Here is a 19,603-nt window from a genome sequence, read left to right as displayed (position 1 = left end):
CAGCCGAGGTCACAGCGCTGCCCGGCCGGGACGCGGCCCGTGCGGCGTACGGCCGGAAGCGGAGCCCTCGCCGCTCGGGGGAACGGCGGGGGCACCGCGGTCCGCGTGCCGGTGTACCGGGCCGGCTCCCCGGCCCGGTACACCGGCACGTCAGGTGGTGGCCAGCGCCTCGGTGGGAGGCAGCCGGGCGGCACGCACAGCCGGGTAGAAGCCGGCGAGTCCGCCGATGAGGAGCGTCGCGCCGATGCCGCCGGCCATCGCCCATACCGGCACCACCGTCGCCCAGTCCTGGGACGTGGCGTAGCCGACAGTCACGCCGATGCCCAGCACCACGCCGCCGAGGCCGCCGAGCGCGGACAACAGCAGGGCCTCGCAGAGGAACTGACTGCGGATCTGCCCGCGAGTGGCGCCCAGCGAGCGGCGCAGGCCGATCTCGGAGCGGCGTTCGAGAACAGAGATGACCATGGTGTTGGCCACGCCCACGCCGCCGACGATCAGCGCCACACCGCCCAGTCCCAGCAGCAGGCCGCTGAGCGTCTCGTCGGTGGCTTCCTTCGCCGCCAGGGCGTCGGAAGGACGCGAGACCGTGGCCTGGTTGGGGTTCTCCGGGTTCGCGGTGGCGCCGAGGACGGACTGCACGTCCGCGACGGCGGACTCCTCGCTGCGGGTGTAGATCGTCGTCGGGGTGCCGGCGAAGCCCAGTTCGTCCTCGGCGGCCTCCCAGCCGATCAGCGCGGCCGAGTCCAGCTCGGGCACCAACTCGTTGTACGCGGTGAGACCCACGACGGTGAACCACCCGCCGCCCAGCCACACCTGCGAGTCGGGGCCCGCCTCGTAGATCCCGAGCTGCTCGGCGGCCTTGGGACCCAGGACCACCGCGGGGTAGCGGCTGGTCGCCGCGTTGAGCCAGCGGCCGTCGGTGATCTGCAGCCCGACGGACTCCGGCAGGTCGGTGCGGGCCGCGCTGACGCTCAGACCGCCGGTCTGTTCCTCGGGGATCCGGTCGTTGCGGAAGACGTTCGCGTCGACCCGCCCGACGGCGGAGACGTTCTCGACCTCCGGGATGGCCCCGATCATGGCCACGGACTCCTCCGGCAGGCTGGCCTCGGAGCCCGTGAACGACTGCCCGGGAGTGACGGTGAGCAGGTTGGTGCGCAGCGCGTTCAGCCGGCGGTCCAGGTCCTCGGTGGAGGAGGTGGAGATGCCGACGACGCCGATCATCGCGGCGATGCCGATGGCGATGCCGAGCGCGGAGAGGAACACCCGCATGGGCCGTGAGCGCAGCCCCGAGCCTCCGACCCGCAGCATGTCCGCCGGGGTCATCCGCGCGGGCCTCGGCGGGGTGGGCGGCGGTACGGACGGCCGCACACGGTTGATCTCCGCCGTCGCGTGCGGCGCGGTCATCGGGCGGCCTCCCGGGGGAACCGGGCCGCCGGCAGGGCGGCCGGCGGGGCGGAGTCGTGCTCGATGCTGCCGTCCTTGAGGCGGACTTCGCGCGGCAGGGAGGCGGCGATGTCGCGGTCGTGGGTGATGACGACGACGGTGGTGCCGGCCTCGTGGAGCTGGTGCAGCAGCTCCATCACGACCGCCCCGGAGCGGGAGTCGAGCGCGCCGGTGGGCTCGTCGGCGAGCAGCAGGGGCGGGTCGCCGAGGACCGCACGGGCGATGGCGACCCGCTGCTTCTCGCCGCCGGAGAGCTGGTGCGGCTCGTGGTAGAGACGGTGGCCCAGGCCGACGCGGCGCATGGCTCGCTCGGCGAGACGGCGCCGTTCCGCGCGGGTCCTGCCGCTGTAGAGCAGCCCGTCGGAGACGTTGTCCAGCGCGGGGACGCCGGGGGCGAGGTGGAACTGCTGGAAGACGAAGCCGATGGTGCCCGCACGCAGTGCGGACAGCTCGCGGTCGGTCAGCTCGGCGATGTCGTGGCCGTCGATGCGGACGGTGCCCGCGGTGGGCCGGTCGAGCGTCCCCATGATGTTGAGCATGGTGGACTTGCCCGACCCGGACGGGCCGACGACGGCCAGCAGTTCACCGCGCCGGATGACGACGTCGGCGGAGCGGAGCGCGGCGACGTCCCCGTAGGTCTTGGTGACCGCGGTCAGCTCGACCACCGGAGGGGACAGGACGGTCACGTCGGAACCCCCACGGACATGCCCTCTTCGATGCCGTCGCCGGTGACCTCGACCAGCCCGTCGGCGAACATGCCCAGCTCGACGGGCACGGACTCGGTGTTTCCGCCCGCGGTCACCTTCTGCACCGCGTAGCCGCCGCCCTGCCGGGCGACGAGCGCGTTCACCGGTACGGCGAGGACGTTCTCGCGGGTGTCCGCCTTGAGCACCACGTCCACCGGCGCGGCCTGGTAGCGGCCGAGCTCGTCCTGCTCGCCGACCGCCAGCTTCAGGGGCAGCGTGGACTCCTGGTCCTCCTCGCCCCCGGAGCCGGCGCCGGCCGAGCCCGTATCGGTGGCGGCGGGCGGGGTGCCGATGTCGGTCACCTCGCCGTCCACGGTGGCGCCGTTGGGCAGTTCGATCTCGGCCTTGGTGCCGACGCGTACGAGGTCCTCGAACTGCGCGTCCAGCTCGACGGAGACGACCCGGTCGGTGCCGGTCCAGTCCAGGACCGGCCCCTCGGCCTTGGCGCCCGCCCAGGTCTGCAGCGCGGCGACGCGCCGGGCGCTCCGAGCGGTCACGGCGTCGCCGGCCTCGACGACGCCGGTCTCCTCCCGGCCCATGTCCTCCTGCCAGGCGGACACCGCGTCCGCGGTGCCCGAGCTGTACGTCTCATCGACGGTGAACCCGGTGTAGCCGAGCTTGGCGAGGTTCGTTTCGAGCAGTGCGACGTCGTCGCCTTCGCTGCCCTCCGACAGCGTGCGGTACAGCGGGGTGTCGCCGTAGAACAGCGGGACCTTCTCGCCGTCCACGCTGTACACGGTTTCGCCGCGTGTGATCGTGGAGCCCTCGTCGGGCGTCCAGGTGACGATCCCGGCACCGGTGTCCGCGGCTGTGCCGGCCGCGGACCCGGCGCCTGGGGCCGGCTGGCCGGCACCGGCCTCGGCGGCGGGATCCGTGCCGCCCGCCGCCGGGCCGACGGCCTGCACCGTGGACACGTCGCCGTAGCCGAGGGTGCCCTCCACCGTCTCGCTGCTGGTGAGCGTCGTCCGTTCCACCTGGGCCGTCGCGGCCGGTCCCGACGGGCCGGCGGCGGGCTCCTCGGAGTCATCGCCGCCGAGCACGCCCGTGGCGGCGAGGCCCGCCGCCGCGGCGACGCCTATCGCGATCACCACGATCAGCGCCATCCGCAGCGTGCGGCTCCTGCGCGCCGGCTCGGGGCCACCCGGCGCGTCGTCGCCGCCGGCCGGCGGGGCGGCGGTGGTGGCGAGTTCACCGCCGGGCCCGTCCGCCTCGGAGCCTGCGGCCGAGGTGAGCGGCCCGGCCGAGCGGACTTCCAGCGCGCCCGGCGGCCTCTCCCCCAGGTTCAACTCCTCCGTCTCCTCACGGCTCGTCACTGCGGGCCCCCGCCGATCCGCATGCCGCCGCCGGGGTACTTGTCCTGGCACGCCTGCCGGGCCGGCTCGAACGCCGTCGGGTCGGCGGCACCGATGTCCAGGAGCATGCTGTTGCCCTCGATCTCCGGATCGGGGAAGTCGGGCAACCCGTTCTGGCGGATGCACTCGGCCCACTCCGCCACCTTCTCGGAGTCCAGCGGCTCACCGCCGTTGGGACCTCCCTGGCGCTGCGGCTGCTTGTCCCGGCATGCCTCCTCGGCGGCCTTGAAGTCGGCGGACTCCGGGTCGAACCCGCCCTGGTTGTTGAACATGACGCCGCCGGTGTCCTGCACCGGGTCCTTGAACTCCGGCACCCCGTTGTCACGCATGCACTGCGCGTACTCGACCGCCTGGTCGAAAGGGCTGCCCTCGGAGGCGGATGTGCCGCCGTCGGAGGAGGCGGCCTCGGAATCGTCGGAGCACCCCGCCAGCACGACACTCACGACGAGCGCGGACGAGGCGAGCAGGGTCTGCGCGAATGCGCGTTTGCGTGTGGTGAACATGGGCCAAGTTCTACGTGAGCACCGGTCACAGCGCGGATACAGAACGCCGCCGGCGAAGGCCGCCGGCGGCGGCTTTGATGAGAATTCCATGAAGGAAGTTCTGTAGGCGGTGTTCAGCGGGCCGCGGGGGCGCGCATTATCTTCAGGAGAACTTCAGGGGACGCATACCGCAACCGGTGTACGCGCCTCACTGCCGGGCACTTCCGGAGCTGTCCGGGCTTCCTTTTCCACCGGTCCCGCCGGTCCCGCCGGTGCCGCCATGCACGGAGATGGCCCGCCCGGGGCACCGTCCCCCGGCGGCGCGTACGGACCGCGCGAGCCCGGCGTCGGGGCGCGCGGTGGTGAGCAGCACCTTGCCGTCGTCCTCGGACTGGTCGAAGACGGCGGGCACATGCATCATGCACAGCCCCGACCCCACGCACCTGTCGCGGTCGACCCGTACCTCCATCGTCGTCTCTCCCCTCCCGGCTGCCGGTCACCAGGCGACCGGCAGCCGCTCCAGGCCGTAGGCGGTCATGTGCAGCCGGAACGGCACTTCCGCAGGCGGCGCGGCAAGGCGCAGGTGCGGGAAGCGGCTCAGCAGCGCCGAGTAGCCGATGCCGAGTTCCATGCGGGCGAGCGCGGCGCCCAGGCAGTGGTGGATGCCGTGGCCGAAGGCGAGGTGGGCCGAAGGCGCGCGGGCCGGGTCGAAGCGGTCGGGGGACGCGGTGAGCGCCGGGTCGCGGTTGGCCATCGGCAGCGAGACGACCACGTGTTCGCCCGCCCTGACGAGTTGTCCGCCGACGGTGACGTCCTCCAGGGCGGTGCGGGGCGTGGGCGCGTGCGGCACGGTCAGGTAGCGCAGCAGTTCGTCGAGGGTGCGGTCCATCGCCCCGGGGTCCGCGCGGATCTCCGCGAGCCGGCCGGGGTGTTCGAGCAGCACGAGGGTGCCGAGGCTCAGCATCCCGGAGACGTTGTCGAGGCCGGCGAGCATCAGCAGGACGCAGACGCCGCGGAGTTCCTTGTCCGTGACGTCGGACCCGTGGTCGCGTACGAGCATGCCGAGGAAGCCGTCGTCGGGGTCCCGGCGCTGCCCGGCGATCAGGGCGGCGAGGTAGCGCGAGAAGGCGGCGCCGGCGGCGGCCCGCGTCTGCCGGCCGCGGCCCTGGTCGAGGTGGTGACGGGCGCGGCGCACGAACGCCTCGCGGTCGTCCCGGGGAACGCCGATCAGCTCGCAGAGCACCGCGCCGGAGACGGGGCCGGCGAACTGCCCGACGAGGTCGGCGGGCGGTCCGGCGCGCTCCACGGCGTCGAGCCGGTCTTCGACGATCTCCTCGATCCGCGGGCGGAGGCGGCGGATCCGGCGGACGGTGAACTCCGGGGTGAGCATCTTCCTGAGGCGGGTGTGCTCCGGCGGGTCGTAGTCCATGAGCTGCCCGATCATGTCGTCCGGTCGGTAGTCGCCGGGGGACGGCCCGTCCGTGCGCGCCGCGCGGCCGAACCGGCGGCGGGTGGAGAACCGGACGTGGTCGCCGAGAACCTGGCGCACCGCCTCGTATCCGGTGACCAGCCAGACGTACTCCTCGCTGTCACCGGGGCCGACGTCGACCCTGGTGACGGGCCGTTCGGCGGCGATCCGGCGCAGCTCGGCGGCGGGGTCGAAGCGCGTTCTGCGGGTGTAGACGGGCGCGGGCCCGGTGCGGCGTGGCATGGATCCCCCTACCAGGCGACGGGCAGCGCTTCGACGCCGTAGTTGGGCGCGAGGCTCCGGTAGCGCAGTTCTTCGGGCGGCACGGCCAGGCGCAGCCCGGGAAAGCGGCGCAGCAGCCGCGGGAGGGCGATCCTGAGCTGTACGCGGGTGAGCGGGGCGCCGAGGCAGTAGTGGATACCGTGGCCGAAGGCCAGGTGCGAGGTGGCCTCGCGGGTGAGGTCGAATCCGTCGTGGGCGGCGCCGTCCCCGGCCGCCCGGTTGACCGCGAGCAGGGAGCAGACCACGACGTCCCCCTTCTTGATCACCGCGTCGCCGACGGGCACGTCCGTGAGGGCGGTGCGCGGCGAGGAGGTGGCGATCACGGACACGTACCGCAGCAGCTCCTCCACCGCCCGGTCGATCAGCTCCGGCTTCTCCAGCAGCAGCGCGAGCTGATCGGGATGGCTGAGCAGGAGCATCGTCCCGAGGCCGAGCGTGCCGGCGACGTTCTCGTAGCCGGCGGCCATCAGCGAGGTGGCGATGCCGGTCAGCTCGGTGTCGGTGACCTCGTCGCCGTGCGTGCGGATCAGCATGCCGAGGAGGTCGTCGCCGGGGTCGCGGCGCTTGCGCGCGACGAGTTGGCTCATGTACCCGACGTATGCCTTCCCGGCGGTCATCTGCTGTGCGCGGCTGCGGTTGCCGGCGCGGCTGATATCGAGGTTGCGGGCCAGTTCCGCCTGGTCGTCGCGGGGCACGCCGAGCAGGGCGCAACTGACGAGCCCGGGGATGGGCCAGGCGAAGTGGCGCATGAAGTCGGCGGGCCGGCCGGCGCGTTCGAGGGCGTCGAGGCGCTCGGCGACGATCTCCTCGATGAAGGGCTCCAGCCTGCGCATCCGCCGGTTGGTGAACTCGGGGGTGAGCATCTGGCGCAGCCGGGTGTGGTCCGGCGGGTCGTACTGCAGGAGGTTGCCCTCCTGGATCTGGCGCCGCCGGTCCTCCTCGGTGTCCGCGGGCGGCATGGTGCTGAAGCGGTCCGCGTCGCCGAGGATCTGCCGCACCTCGGCATGCCCCGTCGCGACCCAGTCGCGCGGGGTTTCGAGCAGCGGCGTCTCCTGGCTCATCCGGCGCAGCTCGGGGAGGGGTTCGAGACCGTCCCTGCGATTGTGTACGGGAATCTCCGGTGTCCTGGCCACTCGCGCGCTCCTTTCACCCGAACGGGTTCGTCATGTCGGCGTGCGCCGGAAACGGAGCCGCGCCGGACCGGATTGCATTCCGAAATACGGAATTCCGCTTGCCGCATTCCGTATCCCGTATTCCTCCGTGCGCCTGCTCATTTTCCCCGCGCCTGTTCCGGATCGCCCAGCCGCTCGGCGAGAACGCGGCCGATGTGCGCCGCGGGTGCCGATTTCAGCATTCCGAAGTGATCGGCCTCGATCTGGTGCGGTTCGACGTTCCCGGCGATGTACGGCTTCCAGCTCTCGACCGCGTCGGCGGCGGGGAGCCGCGCCGGACGGTCCTCGGTGGCGACGAACAGCAGCAGGTCGCCGGTGGTCCGGCGGGGGGTGTGCTCCGGGGCGAAGCCGGCCGAGTTGCGCATGACCTGCTCCATGCGTGCGCGCAGGCGACCGCTGACCCAGGGCACCGCGGCTGCGTCGCCGCCGGGGCCGATGAGCCGGCCCTGCGGGGCGGAGGCGGCGGCGCGGCCGGCGGCGTCCTCGTTGGAGAACAGGGAGGTGCCCGCCCCGCCGTCGGGGTACGCGTCCAGCAGCGCCAGCAGTTCCACGCGCTCGCCCTGCTCCTCCAGCCGGGCCGCGACGGCCTGTGCGAGCATGCCGCCGAAGGACCAGCCGAGCAGGTGGTACGGGCCCCGGGGCTGGACGGTCCGCATCTCGTCGGCGTAGTCGGCGGCCATCTCGGCGACGCTCTTGGGCATCGGCTCGGGTCCGGCGAGGCCGCGCGCCTGGATCCCGTACACCGGCCGGTCCCGCGGGAGGTGCGGCACGAGCACCGCGTAGCTCCAGGCGAGGCCGGTGGCGGAGTGCACGCAGAACAGCGGCGGGCCGCCGCCCTCTTCGCGCAGCGGGAGCAGCACGCCGAGATCTCCGCCGCCCTCGGGGCGGCGGGCCTGCGCGAGGGCGTCGTCGTGCGCCCCGGCCCGCCGGTCACGCACCGTCAGCAGGCCCGCGGTGCTCCACACGGCGCGCTCTCCGGTGCGCAGCATCCGCTCCCCCGCCGGGCCGTACGGGCAGGCCACGAAGTACTCGCCGGTGAGCGCGGTACCGCCGTGGTAGCCGCGGGCGAGGGTGGCACCGGCGACGTACAGGTCGCCGACCGCACCAGGCGGGACCGGGCGGAGCCGGTCATCGAGGACGTAGGCGCGGGTGTTGCGCCGCAGGGTGCCGGTGGGCGTCTCGGCGGGGAGGGGGTCGCCGGGGGCGGTGCGGTGGCGCAGCCACGGACCGGCGGTGCCGGGCGGGCCATAGCCGGTGGCCAGGGCGGCGTCCGGGTGGCGGGCGCGCCACTCGCGGGCGTCGGCCTCGGAGGCGGCGGCGTCCTCGATGACGGTGACCTCCGCGAACGACGGGTCGCCGGCGGGTAGTTCGGCCAGTGTCCACAGCAGGTCGCGGGTGGTGAGTGCGCGGCGGGCGGCGTTCGGGTCGGGCTTGCCGAGCAGGACGCTCTCGCCGGCGCAGAGCGCGGCGAGGAGCGGGGTCACCACGGCCTCGACGGGGGCGCGTTCGTCCAGAGTCACCTGCCGGGCCGCCTCCTCCCGCCCTGCGTCCGCGGCTCCGCCGTCTCCACCGGCTTCGTCGGCTTCGTCGGCTTCGTCGGCGAGGTGGGTGACCAGCGCGCGGTGCTCGACCACGATGCCCGCGGGGACACCGTGCGGCGTCGTGGAGTCCAGCAGCAGCGCCGCGTGGCCGGGCCGCGGCAGGCCGGCGCCCGCCTCGTCCCCGGGGCCGGGTCCCGCGTATGTGCTACGGGCCGCGGCCAGGACGGGGTTGCCGAGCGGAACGACCGTCATCGCGTGGTCGGCGGGCAGCAGCCCGGCGGTGGTCGCGGTGCAGATCAGTGCGCCGGGACGGTTGCCGCGCAGCGGCGCGAGCGCCTGCATCGGCCGGTCCGGTCCCGTGAACAGGCAGGCGGCGCCGGCCTTGAGCGTGCCGAGCAGTGCGACGGCGAGCCGGGCGCCCAGCGGCAGCGCCACGGCGACGACGTCCTCCACGCCGACGCCGCGGGCGGCCAGCCGGCGGGCGAGCATCCCGGAGGCGGTGTCCAGCGCCCCGTACGTCAGGGCGCCGTCCTGGTCGGCGACGGCGACGGCATCGGGGGTGCGCGCCGCCCGGTCGGCCAGGAGGGCGACGACGGTGGTGTCCGGCAGGGGCGCGGCGGTGTCGTTCCACTCACGTACCAGCCGGTGGTGCTCGGCCGGGTCCAGCAGCACGTCGACCTCGCCGAGGCGCAGGTCCGGGTCGTCCGCGACCTGACGCAGCACGCGCACCAGCCGGCGGGCGAGCGCCGCGGCGGTGGCGGCGTCGAACAGCTCCGCGGCGTAGCGCAGGTGGCCGTCCAGCCCGTCCGCGGAGCCGTCGCCCCGGTACCACTCGCTGAGGTTGACCGACAGGTCCAGCTCGGACGCCGCCGGGCCGAGGTCGAGGCGGGAGGTGCTGAGCCCCGGCAGCTCGGAGGTGTCCTCCTCGTCGGTGGTGCCGTCGTGCACGTCGAGCATGACCTGGACGACGGGGTGCCGCGCCGCGGACGGCGGCAGCTCCAGCACGTCGACGAGGCGCTCGAAGGGCAGATCCTGGTGGCGGCGCGCTTCGAGGCCGGCTTCCCGTACGCGGCCGAGCAGTTCGCGGAACGTCGGGTCGCCGGAGGTGTCGGTACGCAGCGCGACCGGGCCGGCGAAGGGGCCCACCACGCCCTCCAGCGTGCCTTCCTCGTCGCGCCGCGGCAGCGGAGCGCCCACCGTGATGTCGGTGCCCGCGCCGAGGCGCGTCAGCAGCAGCGCCAGCGCCGCCTGGACGACGGTGAACGCGCCGTCGCCGGCCTCGTCCAGCTCCGTCAGCCGCTCGTGCACATCGGCGTCGACGCGCAGCGGCACCTGCCCGCTGCGGTGCGTCGCGATCCGGGGGCGCGGCCGGTCGGCGGGAAGCCGCAGCTCCGGGGCGAGACCGGCGAGGGTGTCCTTCCAGTACGTCAGCTGGTCGCTGATCAGGCTCTCCGGGTCGTCCTCGCCGGCGAGCAGTTCGCGCTCCCAGAGCGCGTAGTCGGCGAACTGCAGCGGCAGCGGCGCACGTTCGGGCGTACGCCCCTCCCTGCGTGCCCCGTACGCCGCCGCCAGGTCGCGCAGCAGCACGTCCAGCGACTCGTCGTCGGCGGCGATGCGGTGGACGACGAGGAGCAGCACGTGCTCGGTGCCGGCCAGCGCGAACAGGGTCTGCTTCCACGGCAGCTCGCGCGTGAGGTCGAAGGCGTGCGCGGCGCGGGCCGCCAGCAGCTCCGGTAGCTCCTCCTCGGTCGCGGTCACCACTTCGGGCTCGGGCCGGGCGGCGGCGCTCTTGAGGACGCGCTGGCGCAGCCCGGCACCGCCTTCCGCGGCGAAGACGGTGCGCAGCGCGTCGTGGCGCGCGGCCACGTCGCCCAGCGCCGCCCGCAGCGCGTCGCGGTCCAGCTCGCCGGTGAGGCGCAGCGCGACGGAGGTGCGGTAGGCGGCGGAGTCCTCGGCGAGCCGGGACATCAGCCACGTACGCAACTGGGCGGCCGACGCCGGCACCTCGTCCGGGTGCTCGACGGCGCGCAGCGCGGGGCGCGTCTTGGAGGCGAGCATCCGCGTCACGCCCACCGGGGTGGGGGCGCCGAAGAACTGCCGCATGTTCAGCTCGGCGCCGAGGTCCTCGCGGATCCGCCCGGCGAGGCGCATCGCGAGGCCGGAGTCACCGCCCAGATCGAAGAAGTTGTCGTCGGCCCCGACCCGTTCGACGCCGAGGACCTCGGCGAAGAGCGCGCACAGCGCCTCTTCGGTCTCGCTCTCGGGCGCGCGGCCGGTGGCGCGCCCGGCGAAGTCCGGGGCGGGAAGGGCGGCCCGGTCGAGCTTGCCGCTGGGCGTCAGGGGCAGGCTCTGCAGGGCGAGCACGGCTGCGGGCAGCATGTGTGCGGGCAGCCGGGCGGCGGCGTGCGCGCGCACCGCGTCGATGTCGGCCGCCGGGCCGCCGGGGACGACGTAGGCGATGAGGCGGCGGTCGCCGGGGTGGTCCTCGCGCACGACGACGGCGGCGCGGGAGACGTCGGGGTGGGCGGCGAGGACGGCTTCGATCTCGCCGGGCTCGACGCGGAAGCCGCGGATCTTGACCTGCTCGTCGGCACGGCCCCGGAAGGCGAGTTGCCCGCCGGCCGACCATGCGGCGAGGTCCCCGGACCGGTACATGCGCGCGCCCGGCTCGAAGGGACAGGCGACGAAGCGCTCGGCGGTCAGTCCCCCGCGGCCGATGTAGCCGCGGGCGAGTCCGGTGCCGGCGATGTACACCTCGCCGGTGGCACCCGGGGGTACGGGACGGAGGAAGTCGTCCAGCACGTACACGCGGGTGTTGCCGATCGGCCGGCCGATCGGGGGCGGCGGGTCGGTGGGGGCGATGTCCGCGTCGAGGGGGGTGGCGGTGGTGATCACGGTGGCCTCGGTCGGACCGTAGGTGTTCCACACCCGGGCCTGCCGCGTCCAGCGGGACGCAAGGTCGGCGGTCAGCATCTCGGCGCCCAGCACCCAGTTCCGCACGCCCGTGACGGCGGCCGGATCCAGCACACTCAGCAGCGAGGGCACCACACTGGCCACCGACACACCCGCGTCACCGATCATCTTTGCCAGCACAGCGGGCTCCTTGCGCTCCTCATCCGAAGCAATCGCCAAGGTTCCGCCCGCCGCCAGCGTCACAGCGACGTCCAGCACCGCCGCGTCGAAGCTGAACGACGCGAACTGCAGTGCCGGCACTCCCTCGGCCGCCCCCAGCACCGGACGCATCGCCTCCGCCAGGTTCGCCGGACCCCGGTGCGGGACCGCCACCCCCTTCGGCCGGCCCGTCGACCCGGAGGTGTAGATCACGTACGCCAACTGCCCCGAATCCACCACCGTGCCCGGCCGCTCCGCCGACTCCGCCGCGATCTCCCCCGCCACCTTGTCCAGCCGCACCGCACCGTCCGGCGCCGGCTCGCCCGTGCTCAGGACCACCTGAGCACCGCTGTCGGCGGCCATGAACGCCAACCGCTCGGCCGGATACGCGGGATCCAGCGGCACGTACGCGGCCCCGGCCTTCCACACCGCGAGGATCGCCACGACCATCCCGGCCCCGCGCGGCAGGCACAGCCCCACCCGCGCCTCCCGGCCCACACCGAGCCGGATCAGATAGCGCGCGAGCCGGTTCGCCCGCGCATCCAGCTCCCCGTACGACAGCTCGTCCGCCCCGCACCGCAGCGCCACCGCCGCGGGGGCCCGGTCCACCCGCTCCTCGAAGCGGTCCGGCACCGACCCGGACGGCACCGGCAACTCCGTGGCGTTCCACCCCGACACCGCCGACATCCGCTCGGCGGGGTCCAGCACGTCCACGTCCGCCACCCGCACCGACGGGTCCGCCACCACCTGCTCCAGCACCCGCACCACCCGGCGGAAGACCGCGGTGGCCGTCTCTCGGTCGAAGAGGTCCGGCCGGTAGTCGAGTTTGCACCGCAGCCGGTCCCCGGCCGGGGTCACCACCAGCGTCAGGGGATAGTGCGCCGCGTCGCGCGACATGCCCGAGGGCCGGATCGTCAGCGCCCCGGGCGCATCTGCCGCCCCCGCGGGCGGCGGGGGAAAGCTCTCGTAGAGGACGAGCGTGTCGAAGACCGCGCCCGGCCCGGCGAGGCGCTGCACCTCCGGCAGCCCGAGGTGCTGGTGTGTCATCAGCTCCGACTGGCGCCGCTGGAGGTCGGCCAGCAGCTCCAGCACCGGCTGCCCGCCGTCGAGCCGTACCCGCACCGGCAGGGTGTTGAGCAGCAGGCCCACCATCGCTTCGACGCCCGGCAGCTCCGCGGGCCGCCCGGCGGCCGTGGCGCCGAAGACGACGTCCGTGCGGCGGGCCAGCCGGGCCAGGACGAGCGACCAGGCGCCCTGCACCACGGTGTTGAGGGTCAGGCCCTCCGCGCGCGCCAGGTCCCGCAGGCCCGCCGTGGTCTGCTCGGGAACATCACCGATGACGTGCTCGGGGAAGACCGCCGCCCGCGTCGGGTCGGCGGGGACGACGAGCGTCGGCTCGTCCGCGCCCGCCAGTTCGGCCTGCCAGGCGGCGCGCGCCGCGTCCTTGTCCTGGCGGCCCAGCCACGCCAGGTACCGGCCGTACGACGGCACCCTCGTCAGCCGCGAGGCGTCGCCTCCGGCGGCGTAGACGGCGGACAGCTCGGTGAGGAGGACCGGCATCGACCAGCCGTCCATGAGGACGTGGTGGAACGTCATCACGAGCCGGTGCCGGTCGTTTCCGAGACGGACGAGGAGGAAGCGCATCAGCGGCGCGTTCGCCAGGTCGATCCGCTCGGCGAGCCGGCGGGCCGTGAGCCGGTCCAGCTCGGCCCGGGCGTCGTCCTCGCTCAGTTCGGACAGGTCCTCCTCGCGCCACGGCAGCTCCACGTCGCGCGCGATGACCTGCACCATTTTCGCTCCGCTGACCTGCCGGAAGCAGGCGCGCAGCGCGGCGTGCCGGCCGAGCAGCGCCTGCCAGGACGCGCGCAGCCGGGCGGGGTCCAGCGGGCCGTCGATGTCCAGGGCGGACTGAACGGTGTACACGTCGGGGCCGGTGCCGGCGAGCGCCGCGTGGAAGAGCATGCCTTCCTGCAGCGGTGACAGCGGCCACACGTCCTCGACCAGGGAACGGCTCATCGCACTCTCCTCATCAACGCCTTCGCGCCGGTCGGCCCGGCGGGGACTGCTCGTCGGCGAACGCCGCTTCGAGCTCTTCGATCTGGTTCTGGGCGAGGTCGAGCAGGGGGAAGTCGGAGGGCGTGTGCCCGCCGGCGACCGGGTCCTCGGTGTGGGCCGCGAGCCCGGCCAGCAGCTCCAGCCAGGCCGCGCCCAGCCGTTCGGCGTCGGCGTCGCCCAGCAGCCCGCCGGCCCAGGACAGGGTCACCGTCAGCACCGGGCCCGCGGGCCCGTCCTGCACGACGGCGCCCGCCTCCAGCGCGTGCGCCAGGGGCATCCCGGCGGCGGCGGAGCCGCCGACCGCGGTCTCGCCGGCCGGCTGCCAGGCCCGTACGGGACCGCGCCGGCCGGCGGCGGGGAAGCGGCCGAGGTAGTTGAAACCGATCTGCGGCTGCGGCAGCGCCGCCATCGCCTCGGCCGTCTCGGCGTTGAGGTGGCGCAGCAGTGCGTGGCCGAGTCCGTCGCCGGGGATCGCCTGCGCCTGCTCCTTGACGGACTTCAGCAGCTCGCCGGCCGCGGCACCCCCGGCCCGTACGCCGTCGAGGTCGAAGCCCGCCGTCCGCAGCCGCAGCGGGTGCACGCCGGTGAACCAGCCCACCGTCCGGGCCAGGTCGAGGTCGCCGACAGGCTCGCGGCCATGGCCTTCGATGTCGACGAGCACGCCGTCGTACGCGCCCGGCCGCCACCCGGCGACCGCGCCGGCGAGCGTGGCGAGCAGCACTTCGTGAACACCGCAGTGGAACAGCGCCGGGGTGCGGCCGACGAGCGTGGCCGCCTGCTCCGCGGGCACGGTCCAGGAGCGGTTGCGCAGGGTGGGGGCGGTGTCGACAGCGGGGTCGAGGGGGCGGCGGCCGAGCGGCGGTTCCGGCTCACCGAGCAGCGCCCGCCACTGCTCCGGCTCGCCCCGCCGCCCCTCGCTCGCGGCCTCGGCCACGAGCGTGCGGGCCCAGCGGCGGAACGACACCGCGACCGGGTCGAGCGCCGGCTCCTCCCCCGCGGCCACGGCCTCGCAGGCCGCCTGGAGGTCGGGCAGCAGGATCCGCCAGGACACCCCGTCGACCACGAGGTGATGCACGGCGAGCACCACGCGCCCGGTCCGCGCGGGCCCGGCGTCCAGCCAGACCGCCTGCACCATCACGCCCGCCGCCGGGTCCAGCCGGGCAACCGCGTCGCGGGCGGCGCGGCCCGCGGCGGCGTCCAGGCCGTCGTCGGGTACGTCGGCGGTGTCGATACGGGTCACCAGCGCGGCGGCGTCGGGCGCGTGCTCGGGGACGACCAGCCGGGGGCCGGCCGCGCCGGACAGGTCGGTGCGGGCCCGCAGCATGTCGTGCGTGCCGAGCAGCGCGCCGAGCCCCGCGGCCAGCACCTCCCGCGTGAGGTCGGCGGGGGCGCCGACGACGGTCCACTGCGCGAACCGGCCGTCGGCGACGCCCGGTCCGAGCCGTCGCATGACCGGTGTCCACGGCACCTCTCCGACGCCCGCGTCCGCCACCGCCGCCCCGTCCGGCGCCTTGACGACCAGGGCCAGCCGCTCCGGTGTCTTCTCCTCGAAGACCTGCCGCGGCGTCAGCACCAGCCCCGCGCGCCGGGCGCGGGAGGCGAGCTGCATGGAAGTGATGGAGTCACCGCCGAGGGCGAAGAAACTGTCGTCGGGTCCGACCCGCTCCAGGCCCAGTACGTCGGCGAAGAGCGCACACAGCGCGGCCTCCGCGGCCGTGCGCGGCTCGCGCTCCGAGACCATCCCGGCGAAGTCGGGGGCGGGCAGCGCCCTGCGGTCGACCTTTCCGTGCGGGGTGAGCGGCATCCGCTCCAGCGGTACGACGGCCGCCGGCACCATGTACGCGGGCAGCCGTTCGTGTACGTGGTCGCACAGCACCGACGGCAGGTCGCCGCTGTCGTACGCCCCGGAAGGCACGACGTACGCGACGAGCCGGGTCTCGCCGGGCCTGTCCTGCCGGGCGACGACCACGGCCTGGGCGACGTCCGGGTGCGTGCCGAGCGCGGCTTCGATCTCGCCCGGCTCGATACGGTGGCCGCGGACCTTGACCTGCTCGTCTGCCCGGCCGGCGAAGACCAGCTCGCCGTCGCCCGTCCAGCGCGCCAGGTCGCCGGTGCGGTACATCCGCTCGCCGGGCGCGAACGGGCAGGCCACGAACCGCTCCGCGGTCTGCCCCGGCCGGCCGTGGTAGCCGCGGGCCAGGCCGGGCCCGGCGACGTACAGCTCGCCGGTGACACCCGGTGCGAGGGGCTGCAAGAAGGTGTCGAGGACATAGGTGCGGACGTTCGCCATCGGGGCGCCGATGGGCACGGGGTCGGTGCCGGGCGTCAGCGGGGCGCTCATCGCGGCGCAGACGGTGACCTCGGTGGGACCGTACGCGTTGATCATCCGCCGCCCGGGCGCCCAGCGGTCCGCCAGCGCGGGCGGGCACGCCTCGCCGGCGACGACGAGGGTCTCCAGCGTGTCAGGCAGCTCCCCGGCGACGGCGGGCACGCCCGGCGGCACCGTCACGTGGGTGGCGCCGGCGGTGCGGAGGGCGTCGCCCAACGAGACGTGGGGCGGCAGTTCGCCGGCGGCGGGGACGACGAGGGACGCGCCCGAAAGCAGGGCCATGCACAGCTCGGAAACCAGTGCGTCGAAACTCACCGACGCGAACTGCAGGACCCGCGAGCGGGCGCCCACCGCGAAGCGGTCGGTCTGGGCACGGGCCAGGTTCCCCAGACCGCGGTGGGAGACGACGACGCCTTTGGGCGTGCCGGTGGAGCCGGAGGTGTAGATGACGTACGCCGCGTGACCGGCCGTCAGCGGCCCACGCCGCTCCTCCGGCCGCAGCACCCCGCCCGGGAGCGCCGCGACCTCCGCGGCCACCACCGGATCGTCCAGCACCACGGTCCGCAGCCCGTCCGGGACGACGCCGTACGTCGCCGACGTACACAGGACCACCGCCGGATCGGCATCCTCCAGCACGAACGCCAGCCGCCGGGCCGGGTAGCCGGGATCCACGGGCACGAACACCCCCCCGGCCAGCGACACCGCCAGCAACGCCTCCACCATCGCCGCCGACCGCTCCACGACCAGCGCCACCCGCGTCTCCGGGCCCACCCCGGCCGCCACCAGACAGCGGGCGAGACGACCCGCACCGTCCGCCAGTGCCCCGTACGACAGCTCCTCCCCGCCGGCCACCACCGCCACCGCCCGCGGTGACCGCGCCACCTGCGCGGCGAACAGCCCGGGCAGCGGGGCGGCCGGCAGCGGGGCCTGCGTACGGTTCCACTCCTCGGTCACCAGCGCCCGGCTCGACGCGGTCAGGGCGGCCACCCTGCCGACGGGCACGGCGGGATCGGCGACGAGTTGCGCAAGAACGTGCTCGAAGGAGGCGAGGATGTCCTCGGCGCGGTCGCGGTCGAACACGTCGGGGCGGTAGATGAAGTCTCCCTGGATACGCTCACCGGGCACGGCGATCAGCGTCAGCGGGTAGTGGCCGGTGTCCTCGGTGACGCCCGCGGGGCGGATCGTCAGCGCCCGCGGGCCGGGCGGACCGGCGGGCGGCGCCGGGTAGTTCTCGAAGACCACCAGGGTGTCGAAGGCGGCGCCCGAGCCGGCCGCCTTCTGCACCTCCTGAAGACCGAGGTGCTGGTGCGCCATCAGCGCCACCTGCCGGCGCTGCAGCTCGGCCAGCATGCCGGCCACGGGCTGCGCGCCGTCCAGCCGGACCCGTACCGGCAGCGTGTTGAGGAACAGACCGATGATCGACTCCACGCCCGGCAGCTCCGCCGGCCGGCCCGCGACGGTGGCGCCGAACACCACGTCGTCGCGGCCCGCGAGCCGTGCGAGCACCAGCGCCCACGCGCCCTGCACCACGGTGTTCACGGTCACCCCGTGCGCCCGCGCCAGCTCCGCCACACCCGCCGACAGCTCCGCGCCGAACTCGTAGCGCACCCGCTCCGGCAGCACCGGCGCACGCACCGACTCCGCCGGGACGACGAGCGTCGGCCCGTCGGCACCGGCCACCTCCGCGCGCCACGCCGCACGCGCCGCGTCCTCGTCCTGGCGGGCGAGCCAGCCGAGGTAGTCGGCGTACGAGGAGACCGCCGGGAGCCGGCTCCGGTCGCCGGCCGCGGCGTAGGCGGCGGAGACCTCGCCGATCAGCAGGGGCAGCGACCAGCCGTCCATGACGATGTGATGGTTGCTGACCAGGAGATGGTGCCGGTCCTCGCCGAGGCGGATCAGCAGGAACCGCAGCGGCGGGGCGTCGGTGAGGTCGAACCGCTCGGCCCGGTCCTCCTCCGCCAGCCGCCGCAGCTCGCGCTGCGCGTCGGCCTCGGTGAGCCCGGAGAGATCGGCCTCGCTCCAGGGCAGCGGCACGTCACGGGCGATGACCTGCACCGCTTCCCCCGTCGCAAGGCGGTGGAAACTCGCGCGGAGGATGGGGTGCCGGTCCAGGACCGTCGCCCAGGCGGCGCGCAGCCGGTCCGTGTCCAGCGGGCCGTCGAGCGCGAGGGCGCGGCGGCCCTCGTAGACGTCGGGCCCGGCGTCGTCGAAGTCGGCGTGGAATAGCAGCCCTTGCTGCAGCGGCGACAGCGGCCACACGTCGGCCAGCGCGGGCACGGCTGCTTCCAGCTCCTCCACGGCGTCCTGGGTGAGGGCGAGGAGCGGGAAGTCGGAGGGGGTGTGCCCGCCGGCCGCGGGGGTCCCGGCGTGGGCGGCGACGCCGGCGAGCATCCGCAGCCAGGTGGCGCCCAGGCGGTCGGCATCCGCGTCGTCCAGCAGCCCGCCGGCCCAGGAGAGGGTCAGGGTCACCTCCGGGCCGTCGGGCCCGTCCTGGACGACCGCGCCCGCCTCCAGCGCGTGCGCCACGGGCATGTCGGGGGCGACGGAGCCGCCGAGGGCGGTGTCGCCGGCGGGCTGCCAGGCGCGTACGGACGCCTGGGGCGCGGTGGCGGGGAAGCGGCCGAGGTAGTTGAAGCCGATCTGCGGGCGCGGCAGGGCGGCCATGGCCTCGGCGGTCTGCGGGTTGAGATGGCGCAGCAGGTCGTGTCCCAGACCGTCACCGGGAACGGCACGGGCCTGCTCCTTCACGGTCTTCAGCAGCCTGCCGGCGGCGGTGCCCCCGGCGAGAACGTCGTCGAGGCGTACGCCGGAGACGTCGACGCGCACCGGGTGCGAGCTGGTGAACCAGCCCACCGTGCGCGACAGGTCCACGTCCCCGACCGGTTCGCGGCCGTGTCCCTCGACGTCGACGAGCAGTCCGCGGTCGGTAGTCCCCGGCCGCCAGTGGGTGACAGCCGCGGCGAGAGCGGCGAGCAGCACCTCGTGCACACCGGTGTGGAACACGGCCGGTGCCTGCCCGGCGACGACGGCGGCCTGCGCGGCTGGCACGGTCCACTCCCGGCGGCGCTGCGCACCGGCGGTGTCGGTGGTGGGGTCGAGGGGGCGGTGGCCGATGGGTGGTTCGGGGGTGTCGAGGAGGTGGGTCCAGGTGGGGAGTTCGGCGGTGCGGTTGTCGGTTGTTGCCTGGGTGAGGAGTTCGTGGGCCCAGTGCCGGAAGGGGGTGGGTACGGGGTCGAGGGTGGGCTGGCGGCCTTCGGTCAGGGAGGTGCAGGCGGCTTGGAGGTCGGGCAGGAGGATGCGCCAGGACATGCCGTCGACCACCAGGTGGTGGGCGACCAGGACGAGTCGTCCGGTGCGGGAGGGCCCGGCGTCCAGCCAGACGGTGTGGAGCATGATCCCGTCGGCGGGGGCGAGGCGGTTGACGGCGGCGCGGGCCTCACGGGCGGCGAGCGCGTCGAGGTCGGAGGTGCCGGCTGCGTCGATACGGGTGACGAGACGGGCGGCGTCGAGAGCGCCGCGTTCGGGGACGACGAGACGGGGGTTCGCCGGATCCGACAGATCGGTACGGGCACGCAGCATCGCGTGCACATCGAGCAAGGCGGCGACCGCGGTGGTCAGCACG

Annotated in this window: 9 protein-coding genes; all 9 read right to left on the bottom strand. The window is 74.7% G+C overall.

Going from position 1 to position 19,603, the window contains the following annotated elements:
* Nucleotides 1–150 precede the first annotated feature (150 nt).
* Nucleotides 151–1,404 (bottom strand): ABC transporter permease, encoded by a 1,254-nt coding sequence (locus tag I003_RS0122030; protein WP_027773490.1) that lies wholly within the window; start codon nucleotides 1,402–1,404, stop codon nucleotides 151–153.
* Nucleotides 1,401–2,129, bottom strand: a complete 729-nt coding sequence (locus I003_RS0122025; RefSeq protein WP_027773489.1) for an ABC transporter ATP-binding protein — start codon at nucleotides 2,127–2,129, stop codon at nucleotides 1,401–1,403. Before I003_RS0122025 ends, I003_RS0122030 begins: the two co-directional genes overlap by 4 nt.
* Nucleotides 2,126–3,502 carry a peptidoglycan-binding protein gene (locus I003_RS0122020; RefSeq protein WP_027773488.1) on the bottom strand — a complete coding sequence of 459 codons (1,377 nt, stop codon included), beginning with the start codon at nucleotides 3,500–3,502 and terminating at the stop codon, nucleotides 2,126–2,128. The genes I003_RS0122025 and I003_RS0122020 overlap by 4 nt, the downstream gene beginning before the upstream one ends.
* Nucleotides 3,499–4,044, bottom strand: a complete 546-nt coding sequence (locus I003_RS0122015) for a hypothetical protein (protein ID WP_027773487.1) — start codon at nucleotides 4,042–4,044, stop codon at nucleotides 3,499–3,501. The genes I003_RS0122020 and I003_RS0122015 overlap by 4 nt, the downstream gene beginning before the upstream one ends.
* A 187-nt stretch (nucleotides 4,045–4,231) precedes the next feature.
* Nucleotides 4,232–4,492: a ferredoxin gene (locus I003_RS0122010; RefSeq protein ID WP_027773486.1), complete on the bottom strand. Its 261-nt coding sequence runs from the start codon at nucleotides 4,490–4,492 to the stop codon at nucleotides 4,232–4,234.
* 27 nt (nucleotides 4,493–4,519) lie between these two features.
* Entirely contained in the window at nucleotides 4,520–5,734 is a 1,215-nt protein-coding gene (locus I003_RS0122005) for a cytochrome P450 (RefSeq protein WP_027773485.1), read from the bottom strand.
* An 8-nt stretch (nucleotides 5,735–5,742) separates the two neighbouring features.
* Entirely contained in the window at nucleotides 5,743–6,906 is a 1,164-nt protein-coding gene (locus I003_RS0122000; RefSeq protein WP_027773484.1) for a cytochrome P450, read from the bottom strand.
* Nucleotides 6,907–7,043: 137 nt separating this feature from the next.
* Nucleotides 7,044–13,613 carry a non-ribosomal peptide synthetase gene (locus tag I003_RS32875; RefSeq protein WP_037721418.1) on the bottom strand — a complete coding sequence of 2,190 codons (6,570 nt, stop codon included), beginning with the start codon at nucleotides 13,611–13,613 and terminating at the stop codon, nucleotides 7,044–7,046.
* Nucleotides 13,614–13,626: 13 nt separating this feature from the next.
* Nucleotides 13,627–19,603, bottom strand: a 5,977-nt coding sequence (locus I003_RS32870; RefSeq protein WP_486584335.1) for an amino acid adenylation domain-containing protein, incomplete at its 5' end; no start/stop codon positions are given.

Source organism: Streptomyces sp. CNQ329 (assembly GCF_000482585.1).
Note: the sequence above shows the minus strand (reverse complement) of the source record. Positions and strands in the feature narration are given on the sequence as shown.

Excerpts from the sequence above, each read along its gene's own strand:
- I003_RS32875 (WP_037721418.1), bottom strand. The coding sequence starts at position 13,613 with ATGAGCCGTTCCCTGGTCGAGGACGTGTGGCCGCTGTCACCGCTGCAG.
- I003_RS0122010 (WP_027773486.1), bottom strand. The coding sequence starts at position 4,492 with ATGGAGGTACGGGTCGACCGCGACAGGTGCGTGGGGTCGGGGCTGTGC.
- I003_RS0122005 (WP_027773485.1), bottom strand. The coding sequence starts at position 5,734 with ATGCCACGCCGCACCGGGCCCGCGCCCGTCTACACCCGCAGAACGCGC.
- I003_RS0122030 (WP_027773490.1), bottom strand. The coding sequence starts at position 1,404 with ATGACCGCGCCGCACGCGACGGCGGAGATCAACCGTGTGCGGCCGTCC.
- I003_RS0122015 (WP_027773487.1), bottom strand. The coding sequence starts at position 4,044 with ATGTTCACCACACGCAAACGCGCATTCGCGCAGACCCTGCTCGCCTCG.